Source organism: Streptomyces lomondensis (assembly GCF_014651035.1).
GTDB classification, from domain to species: Bacteria; Actinomycetota; Actinomycetes; order Streptomycetales; family Streptomycetaceae; genus Streptomyces; species Streptomyces lomondensis.
This window is the reverse complement of the sequence record NZ_BMWC01000006.1, coordinates 196640-221020: the sequence shown is the minus strand read 5'-3', so window position 1 is coordinate 221020 and position 24381 is coordinate 196640. Positions and strand designations below refer to the sequence as shown.

General features: G+C 72.9%; 23 protein-coding genes. 20 read left to right on the top strand and 3 right to left on the bottom strand.

Annotation, left to right across the window (positions count from 1 at the left end; genetic code table 11):
- The first annotated feature begins 46 nt into the window (after positions 1 to 46).
- The 9 genes from IE255_RS21825 (at position 47) to IE255_RS21785 (ending at position 8172) form a co-directional block, all read left to right on the top strand.
- Positions 47 to 598, top strand: a complete 552-nt coding sequence (locus IE255_RS21825) for a TetR/AcrR family transcriptional regulator (protein ID WP_190052040.1) — start codon at positions 47 to 49, stop codon at positions 596 to 598.
- Positions 595 to 2130, top strand: a complete 1536-nt coding sequence (locus IE255_RS21820) for an MFS transporter (RefSeq protein WP_190052039.1) — start codon at positions 595 to 597, stop codon at positions 2128 to 2130. Before IE255_RS21825 ends, IE255_RS21820 begins: the two co-directional genes overlap by 4 nt.
- A gap of 155 nt (positions 2131 to 2285) precedes the next feature.
- Complete coding sequence (locus IE255_RS21815) at positions 2286 to 2504, top strand: hypothetical protein (RefSeq protein WP_190052038.1); 219 nt, start codon at positions 2286 to 2288, stop codon at positions 2502 to 2504.
- Positions 2501 to 3499: an AAA family ATPase gene (locus IE255_RS21810; RefSeq protein ID WP_229906520.1), complete on the top strand. Its 999-nt coding sequence runs from the start codon at positions 2501 to 2503 to the stop codon at positions 3497 to 3499. The genes IE255_RS21815 and IE255_RS21810 overlap by 4 nt, the downstream gene beginning before the upstream one ends.
- Positions 3496 to 4404, top strand: coding sequence for a DUF58 domain-containing protein (locus tag IE255_RS21805; RefSeq protein ID WP_190052037.1), 909 nt, complete (start codon positions 3496 to 3498; stop codon positions 4402 to 4404). Before IE255_RS21810 ends, IE255_RS21805 begins: the two co-directional genes overlap by 4 nt.
- A 10-nt stretch (positions 4405 to 4414) precedes the next feature.
- Positions 4415 to 5365, top strand: coding sequence for a VWA domain-containing protein (locus IE255_RS21800; protein ID WP_190052036.1), 951 nt, complete (start codon positions 4415 to 4417; stop codon positions 5363 to 5365).
- A 16-nt stretch (positions 5366 to 5381) separates the two neighbouring features.
- Positions 5382 to 6263, top strand: coding sequence for a S1C family serine protease (locus IE255_RS21795; RefSeq protein ID WP_190052035.1), 882 nt, complete (start codon positions 5382 to 5384; stop codon positions 6261 to 6263).
- A gap of 14 nt (positions 6264 to 6277) precedes the next feature.
- Entirely contained in the window at positions 6278 to 6946 is a 669-nt protein-coding gene (locus IE255_RS21790) for a response regulator transcription factor (protein WP_190052034.1), read from the top strand.
- A 5-nt stretch (positions 6947 to 6951) separates the two neighbouring features.
- A complete protein-coding gene (locus IE255_RS21785) occupies positions 6952 to 8172 on the top strand; it encodes a sensor histidine kinase (protein ID WP_190052260.1) in 1221 nt (406 codons plus the stop codon).
- 9 nt (positions 8173 to 8181) lie between these two features.
- Here IE255_RS21785 and IE255_RS21780 read toward each other — a convergent pair whose 3' ends face one another.
- Positions 8182 to 8856 carry a lysophospholipid acyltransferase family protein gene (locus IE255_RS21780; RefSeq protein WP_190052033.1) on the bottom strand — a complete coding sequence of 225 codons (675 nt, stop codon included), beginning with the start codon at positions 8854 to 8856 and terminating at the stop codon, positions 8182 to 8184.
- Positions 8857 to 9249: 393 nt separating this feature from the next.
- Between IE255_RS21780 and IE255_RS21775 the strand changes: the two genes are divergently transcribed.
- The 3 genes from IE255_RS21775 to IE255_RS21765 all read left to right on the top strand — a co-directional run bounded on the left by IE255_RS21775 (position 9250) and on the right by IE255_RS21765 (position 11594).
- Positions 9250 to 10413, top strand: coding sequence for a glycerophosphodiester phosphodiesterase (locus IE255_RS21775; protein WP_190052032.1), 1164 nt, complete (start codon positions 9250 to 9252; stop codon positions 10411 to 10413).
- A gap of 131 nt (positions 10414 to 10544) precedes the next feature.
- Positions 10545 to 11039: an RNA polymerase sigma factor gene (locus IE255_RS21770; protein WP_190052031.1), complete on the top strand. Its 495-nt coding sequence runs from the start codon at positions 10545 to 10547 to the stop codon at positions 11037 to 11039.
- 57 nt (positions 11040 to 11096) lie between these two features.
- A complete protein-coding gene (locus IE255_RS21765) occupies positions 11097 to 11594 on the top strand; it encodes a GNAT family N-acetyltransferase (protein ID WP_190052259.1) in 498 nt (165 codons plus the stop codon).
- Between the two features lie 68 nt (positions 11595 to 11662).
- On the opposite strand, the gene IE255_RS21760 is transcribed toward IE255_RS21765, so the two are convergent.
- The gene (locus IE255_RS21760; RefSeq protein WP_190052030.1) at positions 11663 to 12091 is read right to left on the bottom strand and encodes a hypothetical protein; all 429 of its coding nucleotides are present in this window, start codon (positions 12089 to 12091) and stop codon (positions 11663 to 11665) included.
- Positions 12072 to 12431: a hypothetical protein gene (locus tag IE255_RS21755; RefSeq protein WP_190052029.1), complete on the bottom strand. Its 360-nt coding sequence runs from the start codon at positions 12429 to 12431 to the stop codon at positions 12072 to 12074. The genes IE255_RS21760 and IE255_RS21755 overlap by 20 nt, the downstream gene beginning before the upstream one ends.
- Positions 12432 to 12500: 69 nt before the next feature.
- Between IE255_RS21755 and IE255_RS21750 the strand changes: the two genes are divergently transcribed.
- From IE255_RS21750 to cobA, 8 genes are all read left to right on the top strand, one after another.
- A complete protein-coding gene (locus IE255_RS21750) occupies positions 12501 to 13151 on the top strand; it encodes an HAD family hydrolase (RefSeq protein ID WP_190052028.1) in 651 nt (216 codons plus the stop codon).
- Between the two features lie 376 nt (positions 13152 to 13527).
- Positions 13528 to 14562, top strand: a complete 1035-nt coding sequence (locus IE255_RS21745) for a methionine ABC transporter ATP-binding protein (protein ID WP_190052027.1) — start codon at positions 13528 to 13530, stop codon at positions 14560 to 14562.
- Entirely contained in the window at positions 14559 to 15266 is a 708-nt protein-coding gene (locus IE255_RS21740) for a methionine ABC transporter permease (protein ID WP_190052026.1), read from the top strand. Before IE255_RS21745 ends, IE255_RS21740 begins: the two co-directional genes overlap by 4 nt.
- A 62-nt stretch (positions 15267 to 15328) precedes the next feature.
- Positions 15329 to 16147 carry a MetQ/NlpA family ABC transporter substrate-binding protein gene (locus IE255_RS21735; RefSeq protein ID WP_190052025.1) on the top strand — a complete coding sequence of 273 codons (819 nt, stop codon included), beginning with the start codon at positions 15329 to 15331 and terminating at the stop codon, positions 16145 to 16147.
- 140 nt (positions 16148 to 16287) lie between these two features.
- Positions 16288 to 16920: a GNAT family N-acetyltransferase gene (locus tag IE255_RS21730; RefSeq protein ID WP_190052024.1), complete on the top strand. Its 633-nt coding sequence runs from the start codon at positions 16288 to 16290 to the stop codon at positions 16918 to 16920.
- A gap of 145 nt (positions 16921 to 17065) precedes the next feature.
- A complete protein-coding gene (cbiE, locus tag IE255_RS21725) occupies positions 17066 to 18283 on the top strand; it encodes a precorrin-6y C5,15-methyltransferase (decarboxylating) subunit CbiE (RefSeq protein WP_190052023.1) in 1218 nt (405 codons plus the stop codon).
- Between the two features lie 367 nt (positions 18284 to 18650).
- Entirely contained in the window at positions 18651 to 22967 is a 4317-nt protein-coding gene (gene cobT / locus IE255_RS21720; protein WP_190052022.1) for a nicotinate-nucleotide--dimethylbenzimidazole phosphoribosyltransferase, read from the top strand.
- A 152-nt stretch (positions 22968 to 23119) separates the two neighbouring features.
- A complete protein-coding gene (cobA, locus tag IE255_RS21715) occupies positions 23120 to 24361 on the top strand; it encodes a uroporphyrinogen-III C-methyltransferase (RefSeq protein ID WP_190052021.1) in 1242 nt (413 codons plus the stop codon).
- The last annotated feature ends 20 nt before the right edge of the window (positions 24362 to 24381 follow it).

Sequence of the window (24381 nt, the reverse complement as noted above, 5' to 3'; positions counted from 1 at the left end):
TGCCCAGCGTGAGACATCGACGTCTCATATGGGGTATGGTCGTCTCATGGCTGTCGATCCTGACCATGTGCTGCGCACCGCCGCGGCCCTGCTGACGCGTAAATCCACCGCGACCATGGACGAGGTCGCCAGGGCCGCCGGGATCAGCCGGGCCACGCTGCACCGGCACTTCGCCGGGCGTGACGCCCTCGTCCGCGCCCTGGAGTCGCTCGGCATCGAGGAGTGCCGGGCCGCCCTGGACGCGGCCCGCCTGGACGAGGGGACGGCGAGCGAGGCCGTCCGCCGGCTGGTCGCGGCCATCGAGCCCGTCGCCGGACTGCTCGCGTTCCTCTACACCGAGAACCAGCTGTTCGAGGGCGAGGAGCAGAACCCGGGCTGGACCCTGATCGACGACCGGATCTCCGCCCTGTTCCGGCGCGGCCAGCTCAGCGGCGAGTTCCGCATCGACCTGACGCCCGCCTGGCTCACCGAGGCGCTCTACGGCCTGCTGGCCTCCGCCGCCTGGATGGTGCACAGCGGCAAGGGCGCCCCCAAGGACTTCCAGCACATGATCGTCGAGCTGCTGCTCGGCGGCGCACTACGGAGAGAGGAATCATGACCAGCACCGTGCGGCCGGCGTCGACGACCGAGGCGGCGAAGCGCCCGGGCCGCTGGCTCGCGCTCGGCGTCCTCGTGCTCGCCGTGCTGCTGGTGGCCGTCGACGCCACCGTCCTCGGCCTCGCGACTCCGTACATCAGCGAGGACCTGAAGCCCTCCGGCACGCAGCTGCTCTGGATCGGTGACGTCTACTCGTTCGTCATCGCCGGTCTGCTCGTCTCCATGGGCAGCCTCGGCGACCGGATCGGCCGCAAGCGGATCCTGCTCATCGGTGCCACGGCGTTCGGCGCGATATCCGTGCTCAACGCCTACGCCACCACGCCCGAGACGATGATCGTCGCGCGGGCGCTGCTCGGTGTCGCGGGCGCGACCCTCATGCCGGCCACCCTCGCCCTGATCCGCAACCTCTTCCACGACCCGCGCGAGCGCAGTCTCGCCGTCGGCATCTGGGGCGCCACCGCCTCCGCCGGCACGGCCGTCGGCCCGATCGTCGGCGGGTTCCTGCTGGAGCACTTCTGGTGGGGCTCGGTCTTCCTGATCAACCTGCCCGTGATGGCCGTCCTGGTCCTCGTCGGGATCAAGCTCCTGCCCGAGTCGCGCACCGCGAACCCCGGCCCCTGGGACCTGGCCAGTGTCGTGCTCTCGCTGGTCGGCATGGTCGCTGTGGTGTACGCGGTCAAGGAGGCTGCCACGCACGGCTTCGCGTGGGGCACCCTGGCGGCCGGTCTGCTGGGCGCGGCGGCCCTGTACGGATTCGTCCGCCGTCAGCTCACCCTCCCGGCCCCGCTGCTGGACATGCGGCTGTTCCGCAACCGCGGCTTCAGCGGGGCGGTGCTCGCCGACCTGCTGACCATCCTCGGCCTGTCCGGGCTGGTGTTCTTCCTCTCCCAGTACCTCCAGCTCGTCCAGGGCAGGCGCCCGTTCGAGGCGGGCCTGGCCGAACTGCCCGCCGCGATCGGCGCGGTGGTGGCCGGTCTGGTCGCGGGGCGCGCGGCCCGGCGCTTCTCCGTGCGGGCCGTCGTCTCCGGAGGCCTCGCGGCGATCGGCCTCGCGCTGGCCGCGCTGACGGTGATCGGCCAGTCCACCGGCTACCCGCTGCTCGGGGCGGCGCTGCTGATGGTCGGCGTCGGTGCGGGCTTCTCGTTCACCGTGACCGCCGACGTGATCCTCTCCAGCGTGCCCAAGGAGCAGGCGGGCTCCGCGTCCGCCGTGTCCGAGACGGCGTACGAACTCGGCGCCGCCCTCGGCATCGCCGTACTCGGCTCGATCGTGACCGGCGTCTACCGCGACTTCACCGGCCCCGCGGGCACCCCGGCCGCGGCCCACGAGTCCCTCGGCGGCGCCGTCGAGGCCGCCGCGGGCATGCCCGCGCACACCGCCGCGACCATGCTGGACGCCGCCCGCACGGCCTTCGTCGACGGCCTCGCCCTCGCGGCGGGCGCCGGCGCGGCGGTCCTGCTCGCCGCCGCGGTGGCGGCGTGGTTCCTGCTGCGGGGGCAGCGGCTGGAGAGCGGCGGGGCGGAGCACCCGTAGTCCCACGGCGGAACACCCGTAGGCACACGGCGGAACACCCGTAGTCCCACGGCGGTCCACGGCTCCGCACCGGCTTTAAGCCCGTTTTCGCCCTCGCCTGATGGTCTTGGCTCCGTACCCGACGTCGTTCCCCACGGCCGAAGGAGCCACCGATCATGACACGTACGAAGAAGGCGATCGTCACCGTCTCCGTCCTGGCCGCCGCCGGTCTCGCCGGCGGTGGTGCCGCGCTCGCCGCCGACGGTGACGAGACGCCGCGCGAGCAGGTCAGGTTCGTCGTCGAGGAGGGCACCTCCTCCGGGGGCGGCGAGGACTGCCCCTGGAAGGACGGCGGCACCGCCCCGGGCGGCGGCGACCCCGCCTCGGAGCTGTGACCGTGCCGGCCGCCGACGTGACCCCCGACGACAAGCTCCTGGAAGAGGCCCTCTTCGAGGTCAAGCGCGTGATCGTGGGCCAGGACCGCATGGTGGAGCGGATGTTCACCGCGGTGCTGGCCCGCGGCCACTGCCTGCTGGAGGGCGTGCCGGGTGTCGCCAAGACGCTCGCCGCGAAGACGCTGGCGCACGTCGTGGGCGGCAGGTTCGCCCGGCTCCAGTTCACGCCCGACCTCGTCCCCTCGGACATCACCGGCACCCGCATCTACCGGCCCTCCCAGGAGAGCTTCGACATCGAGCCCGGCCCGGTCATCGCCAACGTCGTCCTGGCCGACGAGATCAACCGCGCGCCCGCCAAGGTGCAGTCCGCCCTGCTGGAGGTCATGGGCGAGCATCAGGTCTCCATCGGCGGCACCACGCTCCCCGTCCCCGAACCGTTCCTCGTCCTCGCCACCCAGAACCCGATCGAGTCCGAGGGCGTCTACCACCTCCCCGAGGCCCAGCGCGACCGCTTCCTGCTCAAGGTGGAGGTCGCCGCCCCGAGCGAGTCGGAGGAACTCGCCATCCTCTACCGGATGAGCGTCGACCCGCCCCGCCCGCGCCGGATGCTCACTCCCGAACGGCTGGTGGCCCTCCAGCGGGCCGCCGACCAGGTGTTCGTGCACCACGCCGTCGCCGAGTACGCCGTACGGCTCGTCTGCGCGACACGCGACCTGGCCGGTCCGGAGCGGCGGCTGGCCCACGGCGCCGGCCCGCGCGCCACCCTCGGCCTGGTCGCCGCCGCCCGCGCGCTGGCCCTGCTGCGGGGCCGCGGCTACGTCCTGCCCGACGACGTGGGCGACCTGGCGCACGAGGTGATCGGGCACCGCCTGGTCCTCTCCTTCGACGCGCTCGCCGACGGAGTGACCGGGCCGCAGCTCGTCGACGAGGTGCTCGCTTCGGTGGAACAGCCGAGGATCAGCCCCCGGCAGGCAGCCGAGGAGGCCGCGGCATGACCCCGTCCCTGGGCGAACTCACCCCCGAACAGGCGCTGCGGCATCTGGAGCTGCTCTTCACCCGGCACCCGGACGGCCTGCTCCAGGGCGACCACCCCGCCCTCGTGCCCGGGCCGGGCGACGAGGTCGCGGAGACCCGGCCGTACGTCATCGGCGACGACGTCCGCCGGATGGACTGGAACGCCACGGCCCGCACCACCGTCCCGCATGTTCGCCTCACCCTCGCCGACCGCGAACTCACCACCTGGATCGTCCTCGACGCCTCCGCCAGCATGGACTTCGGCACCGCCCGGATGGAGAAACGGGACCTCGCGGTGGGCGCGGCGGCCGCGGTCGCCTTCCTCACCGAACGGGCCGGCAACCGCCTCGGCGCCCAGCTCGCGGGACCGGACGGCATCCGGCGCGTCCCGCCCCGCACCGGCCGCCGCCACCTGCTCGCGCTGCTGCGGACCGCCCTCGAACGCCCGCGCGTCACCCCCGGCCCCCCGGCGCACCACCTCGCCGACGCCCTGCACACCCTGCGCGCGCTGCCCGCCCGCGGCCTGGTCGCCGTCGTCTCCGACTTCCTGGAGACCGGCTGGGAACAGCCCCTGAAGACCGTGGCCCGCCGCCACCAGGTCCTCGCCGTGGAGATCGTCGACCCGCGCGAGCTGGACCTGCCGCCCGTCGGCCTCCTCACGGTCGTCGACCCGGAGACCGGCCGGCGGCGTGAGATCTCCACGCACACCCGGGGACTGCGCGAGCGCTACCAGCGCGCCGCACTGGAGCAGCGGGCGCTGATCCGGCAGTCCATCCGCCGCGCGGGCGCCGCCCATCTGCGGCTGCGCACCGACCGGGACTGGGTGCGTGACGTCGTCCGGTACGTCGAGACCCAGCGCCGCCGGGCAGGCGGCGGCGCCGCGTGAAGGAGGCACGATGAGTCTGCGCTCACCCGGCTGGCTCCTGCTGCTCCTGCCGCTCGCCGGCCTGATCGCCGCCTACGTCCTGGTCCAGCGCCGGCGCAGCCGCTACGCCGTCCGCTTCACCAACCTCGACCTGCTCGACAAGGTCGCCCCCAGCCGCCCGGGCTGGCGCCGGCACGTCCCCGCCGCCGTCTTCTGCGCCACGCTCGCCCTGCTGGTGCTGGGCTTCGCCCGGCCGACGGCCGACGTGCAGGTTCCCCGGGAGCGGGCCACGATCATGATCGCCTTCGACACGTCCGGGTCCATGGAGGCCACCGACGTCGAACCCACCCGCTTCGTGGCCGCCCAGCGCGCCGCGCTCGCGTTCGTCGACCGGCTGCCCGAACGGTTCAACACCGGACTGGTCTCCTTCAGCGGCACGGCCACGGTCGCGGTGCCGCCGACCACCGACCGCACGGTGCTGCGCTCGGCCATCGAGCAGCTCACCCTCGGCCAGGCCACGGCGATCGGCGACGCCGTCATCGCCGCCCGCGACGCCATCCGCGCGCTCGACCGGCAGGCCGAGTCCGAGCCACCGCCCGCCCACATCGTGCTGCTGTCCGACGGGGCCAACACCTCCGGCCGCTCCGTCGAGACGGCGGCCCAGGAGGCGGCCCGGGACCGCATCCCGGTCTCGACGATCGCCTACGGCACCGAGGACGGCGTCGTCGACCTCGGCGGCGGCCGCATCCTCCCGGTCCCCGTGGACGGCCCCGCCCTGGAGAACCTCGCCGCCACCACCGGCGGCGACTACCACGAGGCCGCCACCGGCGAGGAACTCCAGGCGGTCTACGAGGACATCGGCAGCTCCGTCGGCTACCGCACCGAGGAGCGCGAGATCTGGCAGTGGTTCGTGGCCGCCGGCCTGGTCACGGCGCTGGTGACGGCCGCGCTGTCCCTGCTGTGGTTCTCGCGGCTCCCGTGACGAAGGAGGTACGACCGTGCGCGACTCCCATCCCCGCTCCGGCCTGGGCGAGCCCCGCGGCCCGTCCTTCTTCCCGGGCCGCCCCCGCGAGCCCGCGGAGCCGCTCGCAGCAGCGGCCCCAGCGCCCTCGGCAGCCACACCACAACCTCCGTCCCCACGGCCGCCCCGCAGCCCCCGCCCCCTGGCCGCCACCGTCCTGGCCGCCGTCCTGGCGGGAGGTCTCGCCGGATACGCCGCCGGGGAGCTCGGCGGCGAGGACCCTGCCCCCGCGGCCACTTCCGCCGCCCGCGACCCGGGCGACCTCCAGGCCGTCGCCGCCCGGGTGCTGCCCAGCGTGGTCTCCGTCCAGACGGACCGCGGCCAGAGCTCCGGGTTCGTCTTCGACGACCGGGGCCGCATCCTCACCAACGCCCATGTCGTGGACGGCAGTTCACACGTGTCGGTCGAGCTCCAGGACGGCCGCCGGCTCAGCGCCGAGGTGATCGGCGACGATCCCGACCACGACGTCGCCGTACTGGAGCCGGAGACGTCCCGCGGCCTGCGCGCCGCCGACCTCGCCACCGGGACCCGCCCCGCCGTCGGCGACACCGTCCTGGCCATCGGCTCCCCTCTCGGCCTCAGCGGCACCGTCACCTCCGGCATCGTCAGCGCCCTCGACCGCTCCGTCCGGCTCGGCGAGGGCAGCGGGGGAGGGCAGCGGCGGGCGCTCCAGACCGACGCCTCGATCAACCCCGGGAACTCCGGCGGACCGCTGGTCGACGACGAAGGACGCGTCATCGGCATCAACACGGCCATCGCGACGTTGGACCAGAACAGAGGCGGTTCCATCGGCATCGGCTTCGCGATCCCCGTGGGCGACGCGGTGGCGGCCGCCCGGACGATCATCGACGGCGGCTGAAGGGGGCCCTGCCCATGCGACTGCTGGTGGTCGAGGACGAGGAGGACCTCGTCGTCGCGCTCAGGGTGGGCCTGATCCGGGCCGGCTACGCGGTCGACGTCGCCCCGGACGTGGACACCGCGACCGAGAAGCTCGCCGTGAACGACTACGACCTGGTCCTGCTCGACCTCAACCTGCCCGACGGCGACGGCTTCGCCGTCTGCCGCGCCATCCGCGCCACCCCCGGCGGCCCCCGCATCCTGATGCTCACCGCCCGCGACCGCCTCGCCGACCGCGTGCGCGGCCTCGACGAGGGCGCCGACGACTACCTGGTGAAACCCTTCGCGCTGCCCGAACTCCTCGCCCGCATCCGCGCCCTGCTGCGCCGCGAGGACGGCGGCACCTCCGTGGTCGAGGTCGGCGAGCTCCGCCTGAACACCGCCCGCTTCGAGGCGTACCGAGGGGAGCGCCGGCTTCCCCTCACGCCCAAGGAGTTCGGCGTCCTGCACTACCTGATGACCCGCCCCGGGCGCGTCGTCCCGGCCGAGGAACTGCTCGAACACGTCTGGGACGAACACGCCGACCCGTTCACCAACACCGTCCGCGTCACCGTCGGCTCCCTGCGCCGCAAGGTCACCGGCGAGCAGGAACCGCTCATCGAGACGGTGATACGGCAGGGCTACCGCCTGAAGGAGACGCCGTGACGACGATGCTCCGGCCGCTCAGGACCCGGATCCGGCTGCCCGCCTTCACCCACACCATCCGCTTCCGCCTCACGGTCCTCTACTCCGGCCTCCTCTTCCTGCTCACCGCCCTCGTCCTCGGCGCCACCTACTTCGCCGTCGAGCGCAGCGGCGAGGCCCACCCGGTCAGCAAGCAGTTCCGCGCCGAGAAGTACGTCAACGGCGTCTACATGGGCGAGTTCGACGCCGTGAAGCTCCAGGAGGTCGAGGCGGCCGTCAACTACGAGACGCTCGGCAACCTCCGCGGCTTCTCCTTCATCGTCCTCGGCGCCCTCGCCGTCGCCAGCCCCGTCATCGGCTGGATCCTCGCCGGCCGCGCCCTGCGCCCCGTCCGCGCGATCTCCCGCACCGCCGCCGAGATCCAGGCCACCGACCTCTCCCAGCGCATCCGCCTCACCGGCCCCAGGGACGAACTGCGCGACCTCGCCGACACCGTCGACTCCATGCTCGACCGCCTGGACGAGGCCTTCCGCGCCCAGCGCCAGCTCATCGACGACGCCTCCCACGAGCTGCGCAGCCCGCTGGCGATCATCCGCGCCAACGTCGACGCCGTCCTGACCGCGGAGGACTCCGACGAGGAGGACCGCCGCGTCGCCGCCCGCAGCGTCGACCGGGCCACCACCCGCATGACCCGCCTGGTCGAGGACCTCCTGGCCACGGCCCGCCGCAGCGCACCCGCCCTGGCCGACGCGGACGTCGATCTGGCGTCGGCGGCCGCCGAGGCCTGCGAGGAGTTCGCCCCGCTGGCCGCCGAACGGGGCCTGGTCCTGCACCGCGGCCTCGCCCCCGGCCTCACGGTCATCGGCGACCACGACGCTCTGCGCCGGGCCGTCGGCAACCTGCTCTCCAACGCCGTCCGCCTGGCCCCGCCCGGCTCCCGGATCACCGTCGCGGCGGGCCGGGACGGCTCCTGGCTCTGGACGGCCGTACGGGACGAGGGGCCGGGCATCGGCGACGACGACCGGGCGAGAGTCTTCGACCGCTTCTGGCGGGCCAAGGGCAACGGCGGCGCCCGCGACCGCCACGCCGGCCTGGGCCTGGCCATCGTCCGGCAGATCGTGGAATCACACGGCGGTCAGGTCCGCCTGTTCTCAGAGGTGGGGGAGGGCTCGACGTTCGTCCTGTGGCTCCCGGCACCGGGGGACGGCCGGACGAACGGCGGCCCGCCGGATACGGCGCCCCTTTAGGGGCATGCCCTACGCCGCTGCCTTCGCCTTGCTCGCGTACATGTCCACGTACTCCTGCCCGGACAGCCGCATGACCTCGCTCATCACCGAGTCGGTCACGGCCCGCAGCACATACCGGTCCCGGTCCATCCCCTCGTACCGGGAGAACTCCATCGCCTCACCGAACCGCACGGTGACCTTGCCCGGCCGGGGCAGACCCGCCCCGCCCGGCTGGAGCCGATCCGTCCCGATCATCGCGAACGGCACCACCGGCGCCCCCGTCATCAGGGTCAGCCGCGCGATCCCGGTACGGCCCCGGTAGAGACGGCCGTCGGGCGACCGCGTGCCCTCGGGGTAGATGCCGAACACCCGCCCCTCCTCCAGCACCCGGCGCCCGGTCATCAGCGCCGCGACCCCGCCCCGGCCGCCGTCGCGGTCGACCGGGATCATGCCGACGCCGGTGAAGAACCAGGCCATCACCCGGCCCTTGAGGCCCTTCCCGGTCACGTACTCGTCCTTGCCGATGAAGAAGACCTGGCGGTCGCAGACCAGCGGCAGGATCATCGAGTCGATGAAGGTCAGGTGGTTGCCGGCCAGGATCACCGGGCCGTCGCCGGGGATGTGCTCCGCACCCTCCACCTGTGGGCGGAACATCAGGCGCATGATCGGGCCGAGCACTGCCTTGATGAGCGCGAAGCGGGACAACGGACCCTCCGGTGTCAAGGGGATGCTTTATGAGTCTGTGCAGGTGAGGACGATACTCGCGGCCCCGGGGGTCGCGCACATCGGGCAGGGCGACTTCACCGAGGCCTTACGCACTGTTGACGCGTGTTTACCTGCGGTGGTGTGTCGCCGACGATGTGTAACACGCCCGCCACGATGTGACGGACATCGCCTCGCCGCCACCGGACGCGTTCCCCGAACGGCCCCACCGAATCGAACAGGAGCGGACGAACCGTCAGTTCACCGCCCCACCTCAGCCACCAGCCACTACGACATCCCAAGTCACCCGCGTGTTCCGCCCCGGGTCTCCCACCCGTCATGTACGCGCCCCTACGATCGGCCCGCACTGACGAGCCGACGGCAGGGAGGGCGCTCATGGGAACGCAGGAGTCGAACGAGGAAACGAGCCGGACCGGACGGCGGGCCCTGCTCGGCGCGGCGGTGCTCGGCGCCGGCGGAGCGGTCCTCGGCATGACCGGCACGGCCAGAGCCGACGGCGCCCGGCACGGCGGCGGGGTGAAGAGCCTGCCCAAGCCGACGATCGTCGGCCACCGCGGGGCCAGCGGCTACCGCCCGGAGCACACCCTCGGCTCCTACCAGCTGGCCCTCGACATGGGCGCCGACATCGTCGAGGCGGGCGACCTGGTGCCGACCAAGGACGGCCATCTGGTCTGCCGTCACGAGCCGGAGATCGGCGGCACCACCGACGTCGCCGACCACCCCGAGTTCGCCGACCGCAAGAAGACCAAGCTGCTCGACGGCGTCTCCACCACCGGCTGGTTCACCGAGGACTTCACGCTCGCCGAGCTGAAGACCCTGCGGGCGATCGAGCGCATCCCGGCCAACCGCCCGCACAACACCCTCTACAACGGGCGCTGGGAGATCCCCACCTTCGAAGAGGTCCTGAAGTGGCAGGACGAGCAGACCCGCGAGCGCGGCAAGCAGGTGTGGATCTATCCCGAGCTGAAGCACCCCACCTACTTCCGCAAGCTGGGCCTCCCGCTGGAGGAGCGCGTCGCCAAGCTGCTGCGCAAGTACCGCAAGGACCGGCGCACCTCCCCGGTCATCCTGCAGTCCTTCGAGCCGACCAGCATCGAGCGCCTGAACAAGCTCGTCGACAACCCCCTGGTCGTCCTGCTGTCGTCGGCGGGCACCCGCCCCTGGGACTTCGTCGAGACCGGCGACCCGCGCACGGTCGCCGACCTGATCAAGCCGGCCGGCCTGCGGGAGATCGCCTCCTACGCGCAGGGCATCGGCCCGACCCTCGACCTGATCATCCCGCGGGACGCCAAGGGCAACCTCACCCAGCCGACGACGCTCGTCTCGGACGCGCACCGCGTGGGGCTGATCCTGCACCCCTGGACCCTGCGCAACGAGAACCCCTTCCTGCCCGCGAACTTCCGCAAGGGCACGGACCCGGACGCCTACGGTGACGTCTTCGGCGCGTACCAGGCGTACTTCGCGACTGGCATCGACGGCGTCTTCACCGACCAGCCCGACACGGGCCTGCTGGCCCGCGAGGACTTCCTCGGCCACTGAGCGGCAGCGCGGCGCCGCGCTGCAGCCGAGCGTCGACAAGTGAACGTCAACACGTGAGCTCACACCCCTCGGTCGAGTGAGCTTCGGCCGCCCGGGCAACCCGCCGCCCGGGCGGCCGCGTCGCTCCGCATATGACGCACGACCTGCTCACCTCCCTGCGCCCGCTGCTCACCGCCGAGGCGTCCGCGGAGGCATATGCCGCCGGAACCGAGCCGGGCGACCTCGAGCAGGCGGTCTGGCTCCGCCTGCTGGAGCACCTCGACGCCGAGGGCCCGCCGCCCGACCCCCAGGAATGGCTCCGCCGGGCCGTCCGCTCCGAGGTGCGCCGCACCCGCCGTACGAGCCGACTCGAACGTCCGTACGCCGTCGAACCGGCCGACGACGGCGGCCACGACCCCGAGCAGCTCGCCCTCGCCGCCGCCCGCGGTCGCGCCCTGCGCGAGGCCGTCCGCCGCCTCCCGGGCCGCTGCCCCCGGCTGATGGAGGCCCTGCTGTCTCCGCAGGACCTGACATACCGGGAAATCGCAGGGGAGTTGGGTATCTCACAGGGGAGCCTTGGTCCGGAACGTTCCAGATGTCTGGGATGTCTCCGCAGATTACTCACACCGGAGGTTGCGGCCCGCTGAGGAGGGGGATAGGAGTGAGGAACGACAGGTGATCAGATGAGCGGGAGGCGTGCGCACATGGGCATGAGCGTGACCATCTCTGCGGCGACCGAGCAGGACGCGGAGCAGATCTTCAGGTTGCAGTACCTGTGCTTCCAGCCGGAGGCGGCGCTGTACGGGAACTACCGCATCGACCCGCTCGTCCAAACCCTCGACTCGGTCCGCGAGGAGGTCGCCCGGGACTGCGTCTTCGTGGCCAGGCTCGGCGAGGAGGTCGTCGGCTCGGTCCGCGGCTCGGTCACCGAGGACGGCGCCGCCGCGATCGGCAAGCTCTGCGTCCACCCCCGCCTCCAGGGCCACGGCATCGGCGCCCGCCTCCTGCGAGCAGCCGAATCGGCCCTGGCCGACCAGCACGGCGCGACCCGCTTCCGCCTGCACACGGGCCACCGCAGCGAGGGCAACCTCCGCCTCTACCGCAAGGTGGGCTACGAGACGGTGGGCACGTCCCAGGGCGCGGACGGCATCCCCATGATCGTCCTGGAGAAGCCGGCCGGAACGTACGCAGCGACGGCTTGATCTCGCCCTTCAGGGGCGCGGGGAACTGCGCGATCAGCCACACGTGGCCCGCGGCCGCCTGACGAACCTCAGGCGGCATCCTCCCGAGGCGCACCCTTGCGCAGCCAGTAGATGGCCGTCAGAGGCAGGAGCACGGGAATGAAGAGGTAGCCCATCCCGAAGTCGGACCACACGGTCGCGTCCGGGAAGGCCGACGGCTCCACCAGCGTCCACGTCCCCACCGTCAGCACACCCACCAACTCCGCGACACAGCACGCCAGTGCGACCTTGCGCGCCGTCTCCCCACCCCGCACCAGCGAGTACGTGATGAACCCGTACACGACACCGGCCACGGCCGACAGCGCGTACGCGAGCGGCGCCCGGTCGAACTCCGTCGCGATCTGATACGCGGACCGCGACACCGCCCCGACGACCATCACGCCGTACAGCCACACCAGCAGCGTGCCCGGCCCACTGGTCAGCCGCCGCCGGCTCACCTCAGCCTCCCCAGATGTCATAGAGCCGCACCTCCAGCACCGCCAGCACCACTCCGCCGGCGGCGACCGTCACCGAGCCCCACCGGGTCCGCTCGGCCAGCGACATGAACCCGGCCGCCGGGACGCACGCGAACGCCCCCAGCAGATACGCCACGAAGATCGTCGTGCCCTGCTCCGGCTTCTCGCCCCGCGCCAGCAGCACGATCCCCACCACGAGCTGGATCAGCGTCAGCAGCGTGACCACGGCCATCCCGATGAAGTGCCAGTCCTTCGTCGGCTGGTCACGGTAGGCCGCCCAGCCGCACCAGGCGGCGAGCAGCAGCGCGGAGACGCCGGTCACCAGCGTCAGGGCAGCAAGCATGCTGCGACCTTATTACGGCCGAAAAGGCCCGATGCCTCCGCCCCTGGCCTGCACCGTAGGGTCGAGGGCATGAAGATCCACGCGCAGGCCCTGCTGTTCGACAACGACGGAACCCTCGTCTCCTCCCTCGCCTCGGTGGACCGCTGCTGGACGCGGTGGGCCGCGGAGTACGGGATCAGGGCCGAGGAGTTCGCGCGGATCGAGCTGCACGGCCGGCCGGCCGCCGAGATAGCCGCCGACCTGCTGCCCGCCGACGTCGTGCCGGAGGCCGTCGCGCGGATCGAGGACCTGGAGGTGGCGGACGTGCCCAACGGCGGCGTGCACCTGCTGCCGGGGACCCGCGCGTTCCTCGACTCCCTGCCGGCCGACCGCTGGGCCGTCGTCACCTCCGCCACCCGGCGGCTCGCCGAGGCCCGGCTCGACGCCGTCGGCATCCTGCCCAAGACGCTCGTCGCCGCCGACGACATCACCCGCGGCAAGCCCGACCCCGAGCCCTACCTGCTCGCCGCCCGGTCGCTCGGTGTCGACCCCGCCCACTGCGTCGTCTTCGAGGACGCCCCCGCGGGCCTCACGGCCGGCCGCGCCGCCGGCATGACCACCGTGGCGTTGACCACAACCCACCAGGCCCACGAACTCCACGCCGATCTGGTGGTCCAGGACCTGTCGGCCCTGTCCGCACTGGTCACCGAACGGGGCGTGGAGGTCTCCCTCCGCGGCTGACGGACCCCGACCCCTGTCCACCACTGTCCAGCATCCGGACAGCGGCGGCCTGTCAGGACCGTACGCATGTTTTACTGACGGCATGACCACGACGAGCGACCGCATCCCCGCGACCGAGGCGACCCTGACGCCCGGTGCTCGTTGTATGTGTCCTCGAATGTGCGCCTTCTAGAGGGCCCCCGCACCACCCCCTGAGCTCGCGCCCCGAAGCGAGACCGCGGCATGTCCGCACGCCCTGAGCGGTGCGTGACGCACGCCGCCCGCGCACATGTTCTCCCGGTTCCACGCCCAGCGAGAACCGTGTCGCGTCCCTGAACGAATGCCCCTGTGTCCGGGCACACCCACGCCCGCGCACTCGACAGTGACGGAAACCCACGTGATCACCACAACGGGCCTGACCAAGGTCTACCGCTCACGCGGCCGCGAGGTCACCGCCCTGGACGGCGTCGACCTGCACGTCCGCGAAGGCGAGGTGTACGGCGTCATCGGCCAGTCCGGCGCCGGCAAGTCCTCCCTCATCCGCTGCGTCAACCTCCTGGAACGCCCCACCTCCGGCACCGTGACCGTCGCCGGGCAGGACCTCACCGCCCTGGCCGGCCGCGGCCCGCGCGCCGGAAAGGAACTGCGGCAGGCGCGCAGCCGAATCGGCATGGTCTTCCAGCACTTCAACCTGCTGTCCTCCCGGACCGTCCAGGACAACGTCGAACTGCCGCTGGAGATCCTCGGCAAGTCCGGGAAGGAACGCTCCCGCAAGGCGCTGGAGCTGCTCGACCTGGTCGGCCTCGCCGACAAGGCGGGGGCCTACCCGGCGCAGCTCTCCGGCGGTCAGAAGCAGCGCGTCGGCATCGCCCGCGCCCTGGCCGGCGACCCCAAGGTGCTGCTGTCCGACGAGGCCACCAGCGCCCTCGACCCGGAGACCACCCGCTCGATCCTCGCGCTGCTGCGCGACCTGAACCGGCAACTCGGCCTGACCGTCCTGCTCATCACGCACGAGATGGACGTCGTGAAGTCGGTCTGCGACTCGGCCGCGCTCATGGAGAACGGCCGCATCGTCGAGTCGGGCACGGTCAGCGAACTCCTGGCCACCCCCGGCTCCGAACTGGCCGCCGCGCTGTTCCCGCTCGACGGCGAGGCCTCCGGCGAGGACCGCACCGTCGTCGACGTCACCTTCCAGGGCGAGAGCGCCACCCAGCCCGTCATCTCGCAGCTCGCCCGCACCTACAACATCGACATATCGATCCTCGGCGCGGCCATCGACACCGTCGGCGGCCTCCAGGTCGGCCGGATGCGCATCGAACTGCCCGGCCGCTACGAGGACAACGTCGTGCCGATCGGCTTCCTGCGCGAACAGGGCCTCCAGATCGACGTCCTCGGCCACGAGTCCGTCCTGGTGAAGGAAGGTGCCAAGTGACCTGGTCCGAGATGCAGCCCCTGCTGGAGCAGGCGTGTTGGGATACGCTCTACATGGTCGGCTGGTCCACGCTCATCGCCGTCGTCGGCGGACTCCCGCTCGGCATCCTGCTGGTCCTCACCGACCGTGGCGGCCTCCTGCAGAACCTCGTCGCCAACAAGGTCATCGGGCAGGTGGTGAATATCGCCCGCTCCCTGCCGTTCATCATCCTGATGGTCGCCCTGATGACCTTCACCCGCTGGATCACCGGCACGACCATCGGCGTCGAGGCGGCCATCGTGCCGCTCGCCGTCGGCGCCATCCCGTTCTTCGCGCGCCTGGTCGAGACGGCCGTCCGCGAAGTGGACCACGGGCTCGTCGAGGCCGTGCAGGCCATGGGCGGCAACACCTGGACCGTCGTGCGCAAGGTGCTCGTCCCCGAGTCCCTGCCGTCGCTGATCTCCAGCACCACGACCACGGTCGTCGCCCTCATCGGCTACTCCGCGATGGCGGGCACGGTCGGCGCCGGCGGCCTCGGCGACATCGCCATCCGCTACGGCTACCAGCGCTTCGAGACCGGGCTGATGTGGATCACCGTCGCGATCCTCGCCGTCGTCATCTCCCTCATCCAGTTCGCCGGCGACTACGCGGCCCGCTCGCTGCACCGCCGCGGCGCCCACGCGGGACCCGCCCCGAAACTGCGGCTGCTCAAAGCCGCCTCCTGAACTCCCCGTCCACCCACAACGGGGCCGCACCACTCGCAAGGTCATAAGGAAAGGCACTTTTCGTGCGTAACACCGCCAAGATCACCACCGCCGTCCTCGCCGCCGGAGCCCTCACCCTCGGGCTCACCGCCTGCGGCGCCGGCAGCTCCTCCACCGACGGACCCCTGATCGTCGCCGCCAGCCCCGTCCCGCACGCCGAGATCCTCGATTACGTCAAGGACAACCTGGCGAAGAAGGAGGGCCTGGACCTCCAGGTCAAGGAGTTCACCGACTACGTCACGCCGAACACGGCGACGCAGGACGGCTCCGTCGGCGCCAACTACTTCCAGAACCAGCCGTACCTCGACGACTTCAACAAGAAGAACGGCACCGACATCGTGCCCGTCGTCACGGTTCACCTGGAGCCGCTCGGCCTCTACTCCCACAAGGTCAAGAAGGCCGACGACCTGAAGAGCGGTGCGACCGTCGCCATCCCCAACGACACCGTCAACGAGGCCCGCGCCCTCAAGCTCCTCGCCGCGAACGGGCTCATCACCCTCAAGGACGGCGTCGGCAACGAGGCGACCCCCTCCGACATCACCAAGAACCCCAAGAACCTCAAGTTCAAGGAACTGGAGGCGGCCCAGACCCCGCGCTCCCTCGACGACGTGGACGCCGCCGTCGTCAACGGCAACTACGCCATCGAGTCCGACCTCAAGCCGTCCAAGGACGCCCTCGTCCTGGAGTCCCCGAAGGACAACCCCTACGGCAACTTCCTCGCCGTGAAGAAGGGCAACGAGGACGACCCGCGCGTGAAGAAGCTCGCCAAGCTCCTCACCTCGCCCGAGGTGAAGAAGTTCATCCAGGACAAGTACGCCGGCTCCGTGCTCGCCTCCTTCTGAGCCCACCTCCGGCACCCGTCACGCACGGGGTCCTCCCTCACCCGGTGGGGAGGACCCCGTGGTGCGGATCAGTGCTTTCATGCTGCATGCTGGGCAGTTCAGCAGGCCCTGAAGGTTCACCGAAGGTAACGGAGCGGCGCATGACGAGCACCTTCCCCAACGTCTCCATCAGCACGGAGCGGTTGGTCCTGCGCCCCTTCGAGGAGCCGGACATCCAGGCGTTCGCCGACATGATGAACGACGAGCTCGTCACCGCGTGGACCACCGTCCCGCACCCCTACACCGAGGCCCACGCCCGCGCCTGGATCACCGAACAGGCCCCCGCCGAACGGGCCGAGGGCCGCGGCATCGTCTTCGCCGTCACCGAGTTCCTCACCCAGCGCCTCGTCGGCATCATCCACCTCAAGAACACCGACTGGCGGGTCCGCTCCAGCGAGATCTCCTACGTCATCGCCCCCTGGGCCCGCGGCGAGGGCTACGCCTCCGAGGCCGCCCTCATCACCGCCCAGTGGCTCTTCAACGACCAGAAGTTCGAGCGCCTCGAACTGCGCACCGCGGCCGACAACACCGCCTCCCAGCAGGTCGCCCAGAAGATCGGCTGTATCAGCGAGGGGGTCCTGCGCGGCGCCTGGATAGCGCGGACCCGGACGGACAACGACGAGTGGACCGAGGTCCGCACCGACCTGATCGTCTGGAGCCTGCTCCCCGAGGACCTGGAAGGCGTCGGCGACCAGCTGCCCGGCGGCTTCACCTCCTTCGGCGACTGGAACTGACCGGAACCACCCGGAGGAAGACGGCGACGACGACACCGGCGCCCCCTCCGGCACCTCCACCGGGTACCCTCACGGAGCCCGCCCACCGGCGGTTCCCCGCAACGACACGCAGACGACCTGCGAAAACCCCTGGAGACTGACGACGATGGCCGACCGGGTCACGGTGATCGGCTGGGACGGTTCGCCGCTGACCGCCACGGCGAGCGCCGCCCTGGGCGCCGCGACGCTCGTGGCAGGTGCCGCCCACCACCTCGCGCTCCCCGAGGTTCCCGCCGGCGCCGAGCGCATCCGCCTCGGCAGCGTCGCCCTCGCCGCCCGCCGCATCGCCGCCCACCGCGGCACGGCCGTCGTGCTCGCCGACGGCGACCCCGGTTTCTTCGGCGTCGTACGGACCCTGCGCGCCCCCGAGTTCGGCCTCGAGGTCGAGGTCGTCCCCGCGGTCTCCTCCGTCGCCGCCGCCTTCGCCCGCGCCGGCATGCCCTGGGACGACGCACAAGTGGTCGTCGCACACCGCCGCACCCTGCGGCGCGCGGTCAACGTATGCCGAGCCCACACCAAGGTGGCCGTCCTCACCTCACCCGGCGCCGGCCCCGCCGAACTCGGCCTGCTCCTCGAAGGAGTCCACCGCTCCTTCGTCATCTGCGAGGAACTCGGCACCGAACGCGAGCGGGTCAGCGTCGTCACCTCCGACAAGGCCGCCGACCACACCTGGCGCGACCCGAACGTCGTCATCGTCCTCGGCGGCCCCGCCGGACCCGGCACCGCGGGGGAGAACGGCGGCTGGATCTCCGGCCGCGACCCGTCCGCCGGACCGCGCGGCTGGTCCCTGCCCGCCGAGGTGTACGGCGACCTCGGCGAGGGCGAGACCCAGCTGCTGCGCGCCTCCCAACTCGCCCGCCTCGGACCGCGCGTCGGCGACCTCGTGTGGGACATCGGCTGCGGCAGCGGCGCCTTCGCCGTCGAGGCCGCGCGCGCCGGCGCCGCCGTCATCGCCGTCGACAGCGACCGCGCCGCCTGCGCCCGCACCGACGCGACCGCCCGCCGCCTCGGCGTCCAGCTCCAGATCGTCCACGGCACCGCCCCGCACGTCCTGGAGAACCTCCCCGAACCGGACGTCGTCCGCGTGGGCGGCGGGGGAGCGGCCGTCGTCACGGCGGTCGCCGACCGCCGCCCGCAGCGCATCGTCACGCACGCCGCGACCCGCGACGCCGCCGAACTCATCGGCCGCGACCTCACGGAGCACGGCTACGGCGTCGAGTGCGCCCTGCTCCAGTCCGTCGAACTCGACACCCGGGCCTGGACGGAGAAAGAACGGAGCGTCGCGTTCCTGCTCAGCGGCGTGCTGCCCCGGCGCACCGGCTGACCCCGCCGCCGTCCCCGTGATCGGGTTGTCGTACTGCGCGCGGTAGGCTGGCCGATCGCTGCACCGCACGCGGACGCCCGGCACTTCGTCGGTCAATGTCCGGAAAACCCACCTGTTTTGGGGTGGGTGTGGTACGGCAGAACCGGAGGACGCGCAACGTGGCGCAGTCCACAGCGGAACCCTCGCGGATCAAGCTGCCGTGAGGGTGGCACGGCCGCAACAATGCCAGTGAATGGCTTTGTCGCCTTTTCCGGGCGGGCCGCTCGTGCCGCTGGGGACGCACGCTCGTTCTTCACTGTGGGGCGGTCGGTGCGCCGTTCCGGGTGAGCTGGTCGTAGGAGCACTAACCGATGGGCGAGGGGTACGCATGACCGACACCGGCCAGGTCCCGGGCGAGGGACTGCCGGAGAACGCAGGCACGGTGGAACAGCCGGGCGCCCCCGCGCACGGTGCGTACGCCTACCTCTCCGAGACCACCGCCGAGGACGACGACCTGCTGCTGTTGCCGGGCGCGCAGGGCGCCTGGGGCAACGAGGTGGCCCCGCCCGCGCCGGAACCGGTCGTCGAGGCCGTCCACCAGCCGGGCCCGCACGAGATCTCCGGCCGCGACAGCGGCTCGGTCGACCTCGGCGGCGTCCGCCTGCCCGACCCTCCGCCGATCCCGCCCATCACCCCGCGCCGGCCGCTGCACCTCGGCCCGCCCCTGCCCGACAGCTCCGCCAGCCCGGTCCGCTCCCTGGCCGACCGCGGCCCCGCGGACGCGCCCGTACGACAGCCCGCGCAACCGTCGCCCGGCCCCGAGTACCTCGACGCCCCGCGCGCCCCGGAGCAGCCCTCCCCGCCGGCAGCACCCTGGAGCGCGCAGGTCACGACCCCGGCCCAGGTGAGCACCGGGGCGGCCCCTGCGGAAACGGTTGTTCCGGGGGCGGAACCGGTAGGCGCGGCCCAGGCCGTGGTGGCCCGCGTGGCGACGGAGGCGAGCCAGGCGCCGACGCCGGCCGAGACCCCGCAGGAGGCTCACGCCGAGCAGCCCGCGCAGGGCGAGCCGGGCGAGGGCGAGGCTGCGGCCGAGGCCGGGCAGGGCGCGGCGGTTGCGGGTGACGCCGGTGGTGTGGGCGTCGGTCCGGACGCGGGCCAGGTGGCTGCGGCCGAGGCTGGGCAGGGTGCCGTGGCTGAGGGTGACCCCGCGGGCCTCGGTGCCGGTACCGCTGAGGAGCTGGTGATTGTGGCCGAGGCCGGGCCGGGCGCGGCGGTTGCGGGTGACCCCACCGGGGCGGGCGTCGGCCCGGACTCCGGTCAGGTCGCTGCCGCCGAGGCCGGGGCCGCGGCTGCTCCGGGTTCGGTGCCGCCGGCCGCGGAGGGTTCCGGTCAGGACGGTGAGCCGGGGCAGCCCGGCACTTCTCCCGAGGCTGCCGCGCCGGGTGCCCCCGGCGATTCCGCGGAGGGTGGCGAGCAGAGTCCGGTCGCCGGTGCGGAGCAGGCCCCGGCCGTCGGTGCGGAGCAGGGCGTGGCGCCCGCTCCTGCGCCGGAGGCCGCAGCGGCTCCTGAAGCGGTCCCGTTCCCAGAGGCCGCCACCGGTGCCCCGGAGGCCGCTCCGGCTCCTGAAGCGGTCCCGTTCCCTGAAGCCGCCACCGGGCCGGAGCAGGCCGTCACGCCGCCCCAGGCAGGGGCAGGGGAGGCGGCTGGTGCCCCCGAGGCCGCCGCACCAGGGCCGGAGGCGGTGGCTCCTGAAGCTGTCGCCCAGGCCTCCGACGCTGTGAGCCCTGAGGCTGTCGCCCCGGTTCCTGAGGCGGCGGCCCCCGATGTTGCCGCTCCGGCTCCTGAGGCGGTGGCCCCTGACGCTGCCGCGCCAGCGCCGGACGCGGTAGGCCCCGACGCCGCCCCCCAGGCGCCCGAAGCAGCCGACCCCGAAGCCGCCCCCCAGGCGCCCGAAGCAGCCGACCCCGAAGCCGTTGCAGCGGCGCAGACGCCAGCCGTTGACCCTGAGGCTGCCGCACCGGCCGTTGACCCTGAGGCTGCTGCACCCGCCGTTGACCCTGAGGCTGCCGCACCGGCCGTTGACCCTGAGGCTGCTGCACCCGCCGTTGACCCTGAGGCTGCCGCCCCGAGCGCGGCCATGCCCGCCCCCGAGGCCGTCCCGCAGCAGCCGGACGCGACCGGCGACCAGGCCGCCCCCAAGACTCCCGAGGTTCCTACGACAACTGACGACGAGGCAGCCGCGCAGGACCCCGAGCCGACGGCACCAGAAACCGCCACCCCCACCCCCGCCCCTGAAGCGCCCGCCCCGGCGGCAACCGAGCATGCCACCCCGGAATCCGTCGCTCCGCCCGCCGAGGCAGCCGCGCCCGCCGAGGAGGCCACCGAGCCGCCCGCGGCACCCGGCGACGCACCGGAGGCAGCCACCCCGGCCCAGCCTCCCGTGGCAGCGGCGCCTGACCAGGCCCCCGAAACGGCCACGCCCGACTCCCCGGCCGAGACCCCCGCCCCTGCTCAGCCCGCCGAGCAGCCCGCGCCCGCCGCCGAGGCACCTGCCGAGCAGCCCGCGCCCGCCGCCCAGGCACCCGCCGAGGCACCCGTGGAGACGCCCCCCGCGCCCGAGACCACCGACGGCCCCCCCGCCCCGGTAGCCCCGGAAACCCCCGCCGACACCACCACCCCGGCCTCCTCCGAGGACATCACCGTCGTACTCCCCGCCCCGACCGCGGACGAGCACGGCGGCGGACCCGTCCAGGGACCTCAGCAATCACAGCCGTCCCAGCCGGCGCAGCCCCCGGCACCGGAGCCGCCGGTACCCGTCGCCACCGTCCCCGCACCCCGCGACGGCGACGCCGAACTCGTACAGAACGCCGACGACCTGGACACCCGGGCCGCCGAACAGGAAGACCTGGCGGAGCAGGAGCGCCACCAAGCAGAGAGCGCGGCCGCAGTGGCAGAAGCACGACCGTCCACCGGCCCCGCCGCCCCCGCCTACGACCCCGCAGAGCGCGAGGCCGTACTGAAGGTCATGCGCGAACGCCGCGACATCCGCAACGGCTTCCGCAGCGACCCGATCCCGCACGAGGTGCTGCTCCGCGTCCTGGAGGCCGCCCACCACGCGCCCTCCGTGGGCCACTCGCAGCCCTGGGACTTCGTCGTCATCCGCTCCGCCGACACCCGGCGCGCGATGCACGAACTGGCCATGCGGCAGCGCGACGCGTACGCGAAGTCCCTCCCCAAGGGCCGGGCCAAGCAGTTCAAGGAACTGAAGATCGAGGCCATCCTCGACACCCCGGTGAACATCGTCGTCACCGCGGACCCGACCCGCGGCGGCCGCCACACCCTCGGCCGTCACACCCAGCCCCAGATGGCGCCGTACTCGGCCGCCCTGGCCGTGGAGAACCTCTGGCTCGCCGCCCGCGCCGAAGGCCTCGGCGTCGGCTGGGTCAGCTTCTTCGACGAGCGCGAGATGGTGCGCGCCCTCGGCCTGCCCGAGCACCTCGAAGTCATCGCCTACCTGTGCGTCGGATACGTCGACGAGTTCCCGGACGAGCCCGAGCTGCTCCAGGCGGGCTGGTCCAAGCGCCGCCCGCTGTCCTGGGTCGTGCACGAGGAGACGTACGGCCGCCGCGCCCTGCCCGGAGAGGAACCGCACGACCTGCTCGCCGAGACCGTGGCGCAGATCCGCCCGCTGGACGCCAAGGCGCTCGGCGAGGCGTGGGAGCGCCAGAAGCGCATGACCAAGCCGGCCGGCGCGCTGGGCATGCTGGAGATCATCTCCGCACAGCTGTCCGGACTGTCCCGCCAGTGCCCGCCGCCCATCCCGGAGCCCGCCGCCGTCGCGATCTTCGCGGGCGACCACGGCGTGCACGCGCAGGGGGTCACCCCCTGGCCGCAGGAGGTCACGGCCCAGATGGTGGCCAACTTCCTCGGCGGGGGAGCCGTCTGCAACGCCTTCGCCACCCAGGTCGGCGCCGAGGTCTGCATCGTCGACGTGGGCGTCGCCGCCGACCTCCCGGCCACCCCGGGCCTGCTGCCCCGCAAGGTCCGGGCCGGCACGTCCGACATGACCACCGGCCCCGCCATGACCCGCGAGGAGGCCAAGCAGGCCATCGAGGTGGGCATCGAGACGGCCCGCGACCTGGTCGCCGCCGGCAACAAGGCCCTGCTCACCGGCGAGATGGGCATCGCGAACACGACCGCGTCCGCCGCCCTGATCTCCGTCTTCACCGGCGCGGAACCGGCCGAGGTCACCGGCCGGGGCACCGGCATCAACGACGAGACCCTCGCCCGCAAGACCGAGGTCGTCCGCCGCGCCCTCGAACTCCACCAGCCGGACCCGGCCGACCCGGTCGGCGTGCTCGCCGCGATCGGCGGCTTCGAGCACGCCGCCATCGTCGGCCTCCTCCTCGGCGGCGCCTCCCTGCGCACGCCGGTCATCCTGGACGGCGTCAGCGCCGGCGCCGCCGCCCTGGTCGCCCGCGCGATCGCCCCGGAGGTCCTGGCCGCGTGCATCGCGGGCCACCGCAGCGCCGAGCCGGGCCACGTCGCGGCCCTCAACAAGCTGGGCCTGCGCCCCCTGGTCGACCTTGACCTCCGCCTGGGCGAGGGCACGGGCGCGCTCCTGGCCCTCCCCCTGGTCCAGAGCACGGCCAGGGCGATGCACGAGGTGGCGACGTTCGACTCGGCAGGGGTGACCGAGAAGTAGGTGCCGTGGTCCGTGGGCAGGCCCACGGACCACCCACCGGCAGACGGCCATGGTGCTCAGCTACTGGACCACCCGAGCCGCCATCACCCACGCCCATTAAAATCCGCACGTCAGGGCTACCGAACCACCGCCGCAACAGGAGCCGCACCCCCATGGCCGAACACCCCGCCTACCCCGTAGGCCTCCGCCTCACCGGCCGCCGCGTGGTCGTCCTCGGCGGCGGCCAGGTCGCGCAGCGCCGCCTCCCGGCACTGATCGCAGCCGGTGCCGACATCCTCCTCGTGTCCCCCGAGGCCACGCCTTCCGTCGAGGCCATGGCGGACGCCGGCGAGATCACCTGGGAGAAGCGCCCGTACGCGGAAGGCGACCTCGCGGACGCCTGGTACGCCCTGATCGCCACCGGCGACACGGAGGCGAACAACCGGGCCTCGGCCGAGGCGGAGCGCCACCGCGTGTGGTGCGTCCGCTCCGACGACGCCGACCGGGCGACGGCCTGGACCCCGGCCACCGGCCACAGCGAGGGCGTCACGATCGCCGTCCTCACCACGGACGCCCGCGGCCGCGACCCCCGCCACACCGCCGCCATCCGCGACGCGGTCGTCGAGGGCCTGCGCGACGGCACGCTCGTCGCCCCGCACCACCGCACCCGCACGCCCGGAGTCGCCCTGGTCGGCGGCGGCCCCGGCGACCCGGACCTGATCACCGTGCGCGGCCGCCGCCTGCTCGCCGAGGCCGACGTGGTCATCACCGACCACCTCGGCCCGCGCGACCTGCTCGCCGAACTGCCGTCGAGCGTCGAGGTGATCGACGCGGCGAAGCTGCCGTACGGCAGGTTCATGGCTCAGGAGGCCATCAACAACGCCCTGATCGAGTACGCCAAGCAGGGCAAGTCGGTCGTACGGCTCAAGGGCGGGGACCCCTTCGTCTACGGGCGCGGCATGGAGGAGGTCCAGGCGCTGTCCGAGGCCGGCATCCCGTGCACGGTCGTGCCCGGCATCTCCAGCTCCATCTCGGTCCCGGGCGCCGCCGGCATCCCGGTCACCCACCGGGGCGTCGCCCACGAGTTCACGGTGGTCAGCGGCCACATCGCCCCCGACGACGAGCGCTCCCTGGTCGACTGGCCGTCCCTCGCCAAGCTGACCGGCACGCTGGTGATCCTCATGGGCGTCGCCACGATCGGGAAGGTCGCCGAGACGCTCATCGCCCACGGCAAGTCGCCGGACACGCCCGTCGCCCTGGTCCAGGAAGGCACGACGGCCGGCCAGCGCCGCGTCGACGCGACCCTGAAGACGGTCGCGGAGACCGTGCGGACCGAGGATGTGAAGCCCCCGGCGGTGATCGTCATCGGCGAGGTCGTGAGGGTCGGCCCCACGGCCACCGCCCCCCGCGAGTAACCCCGGGTAACACAACCCGT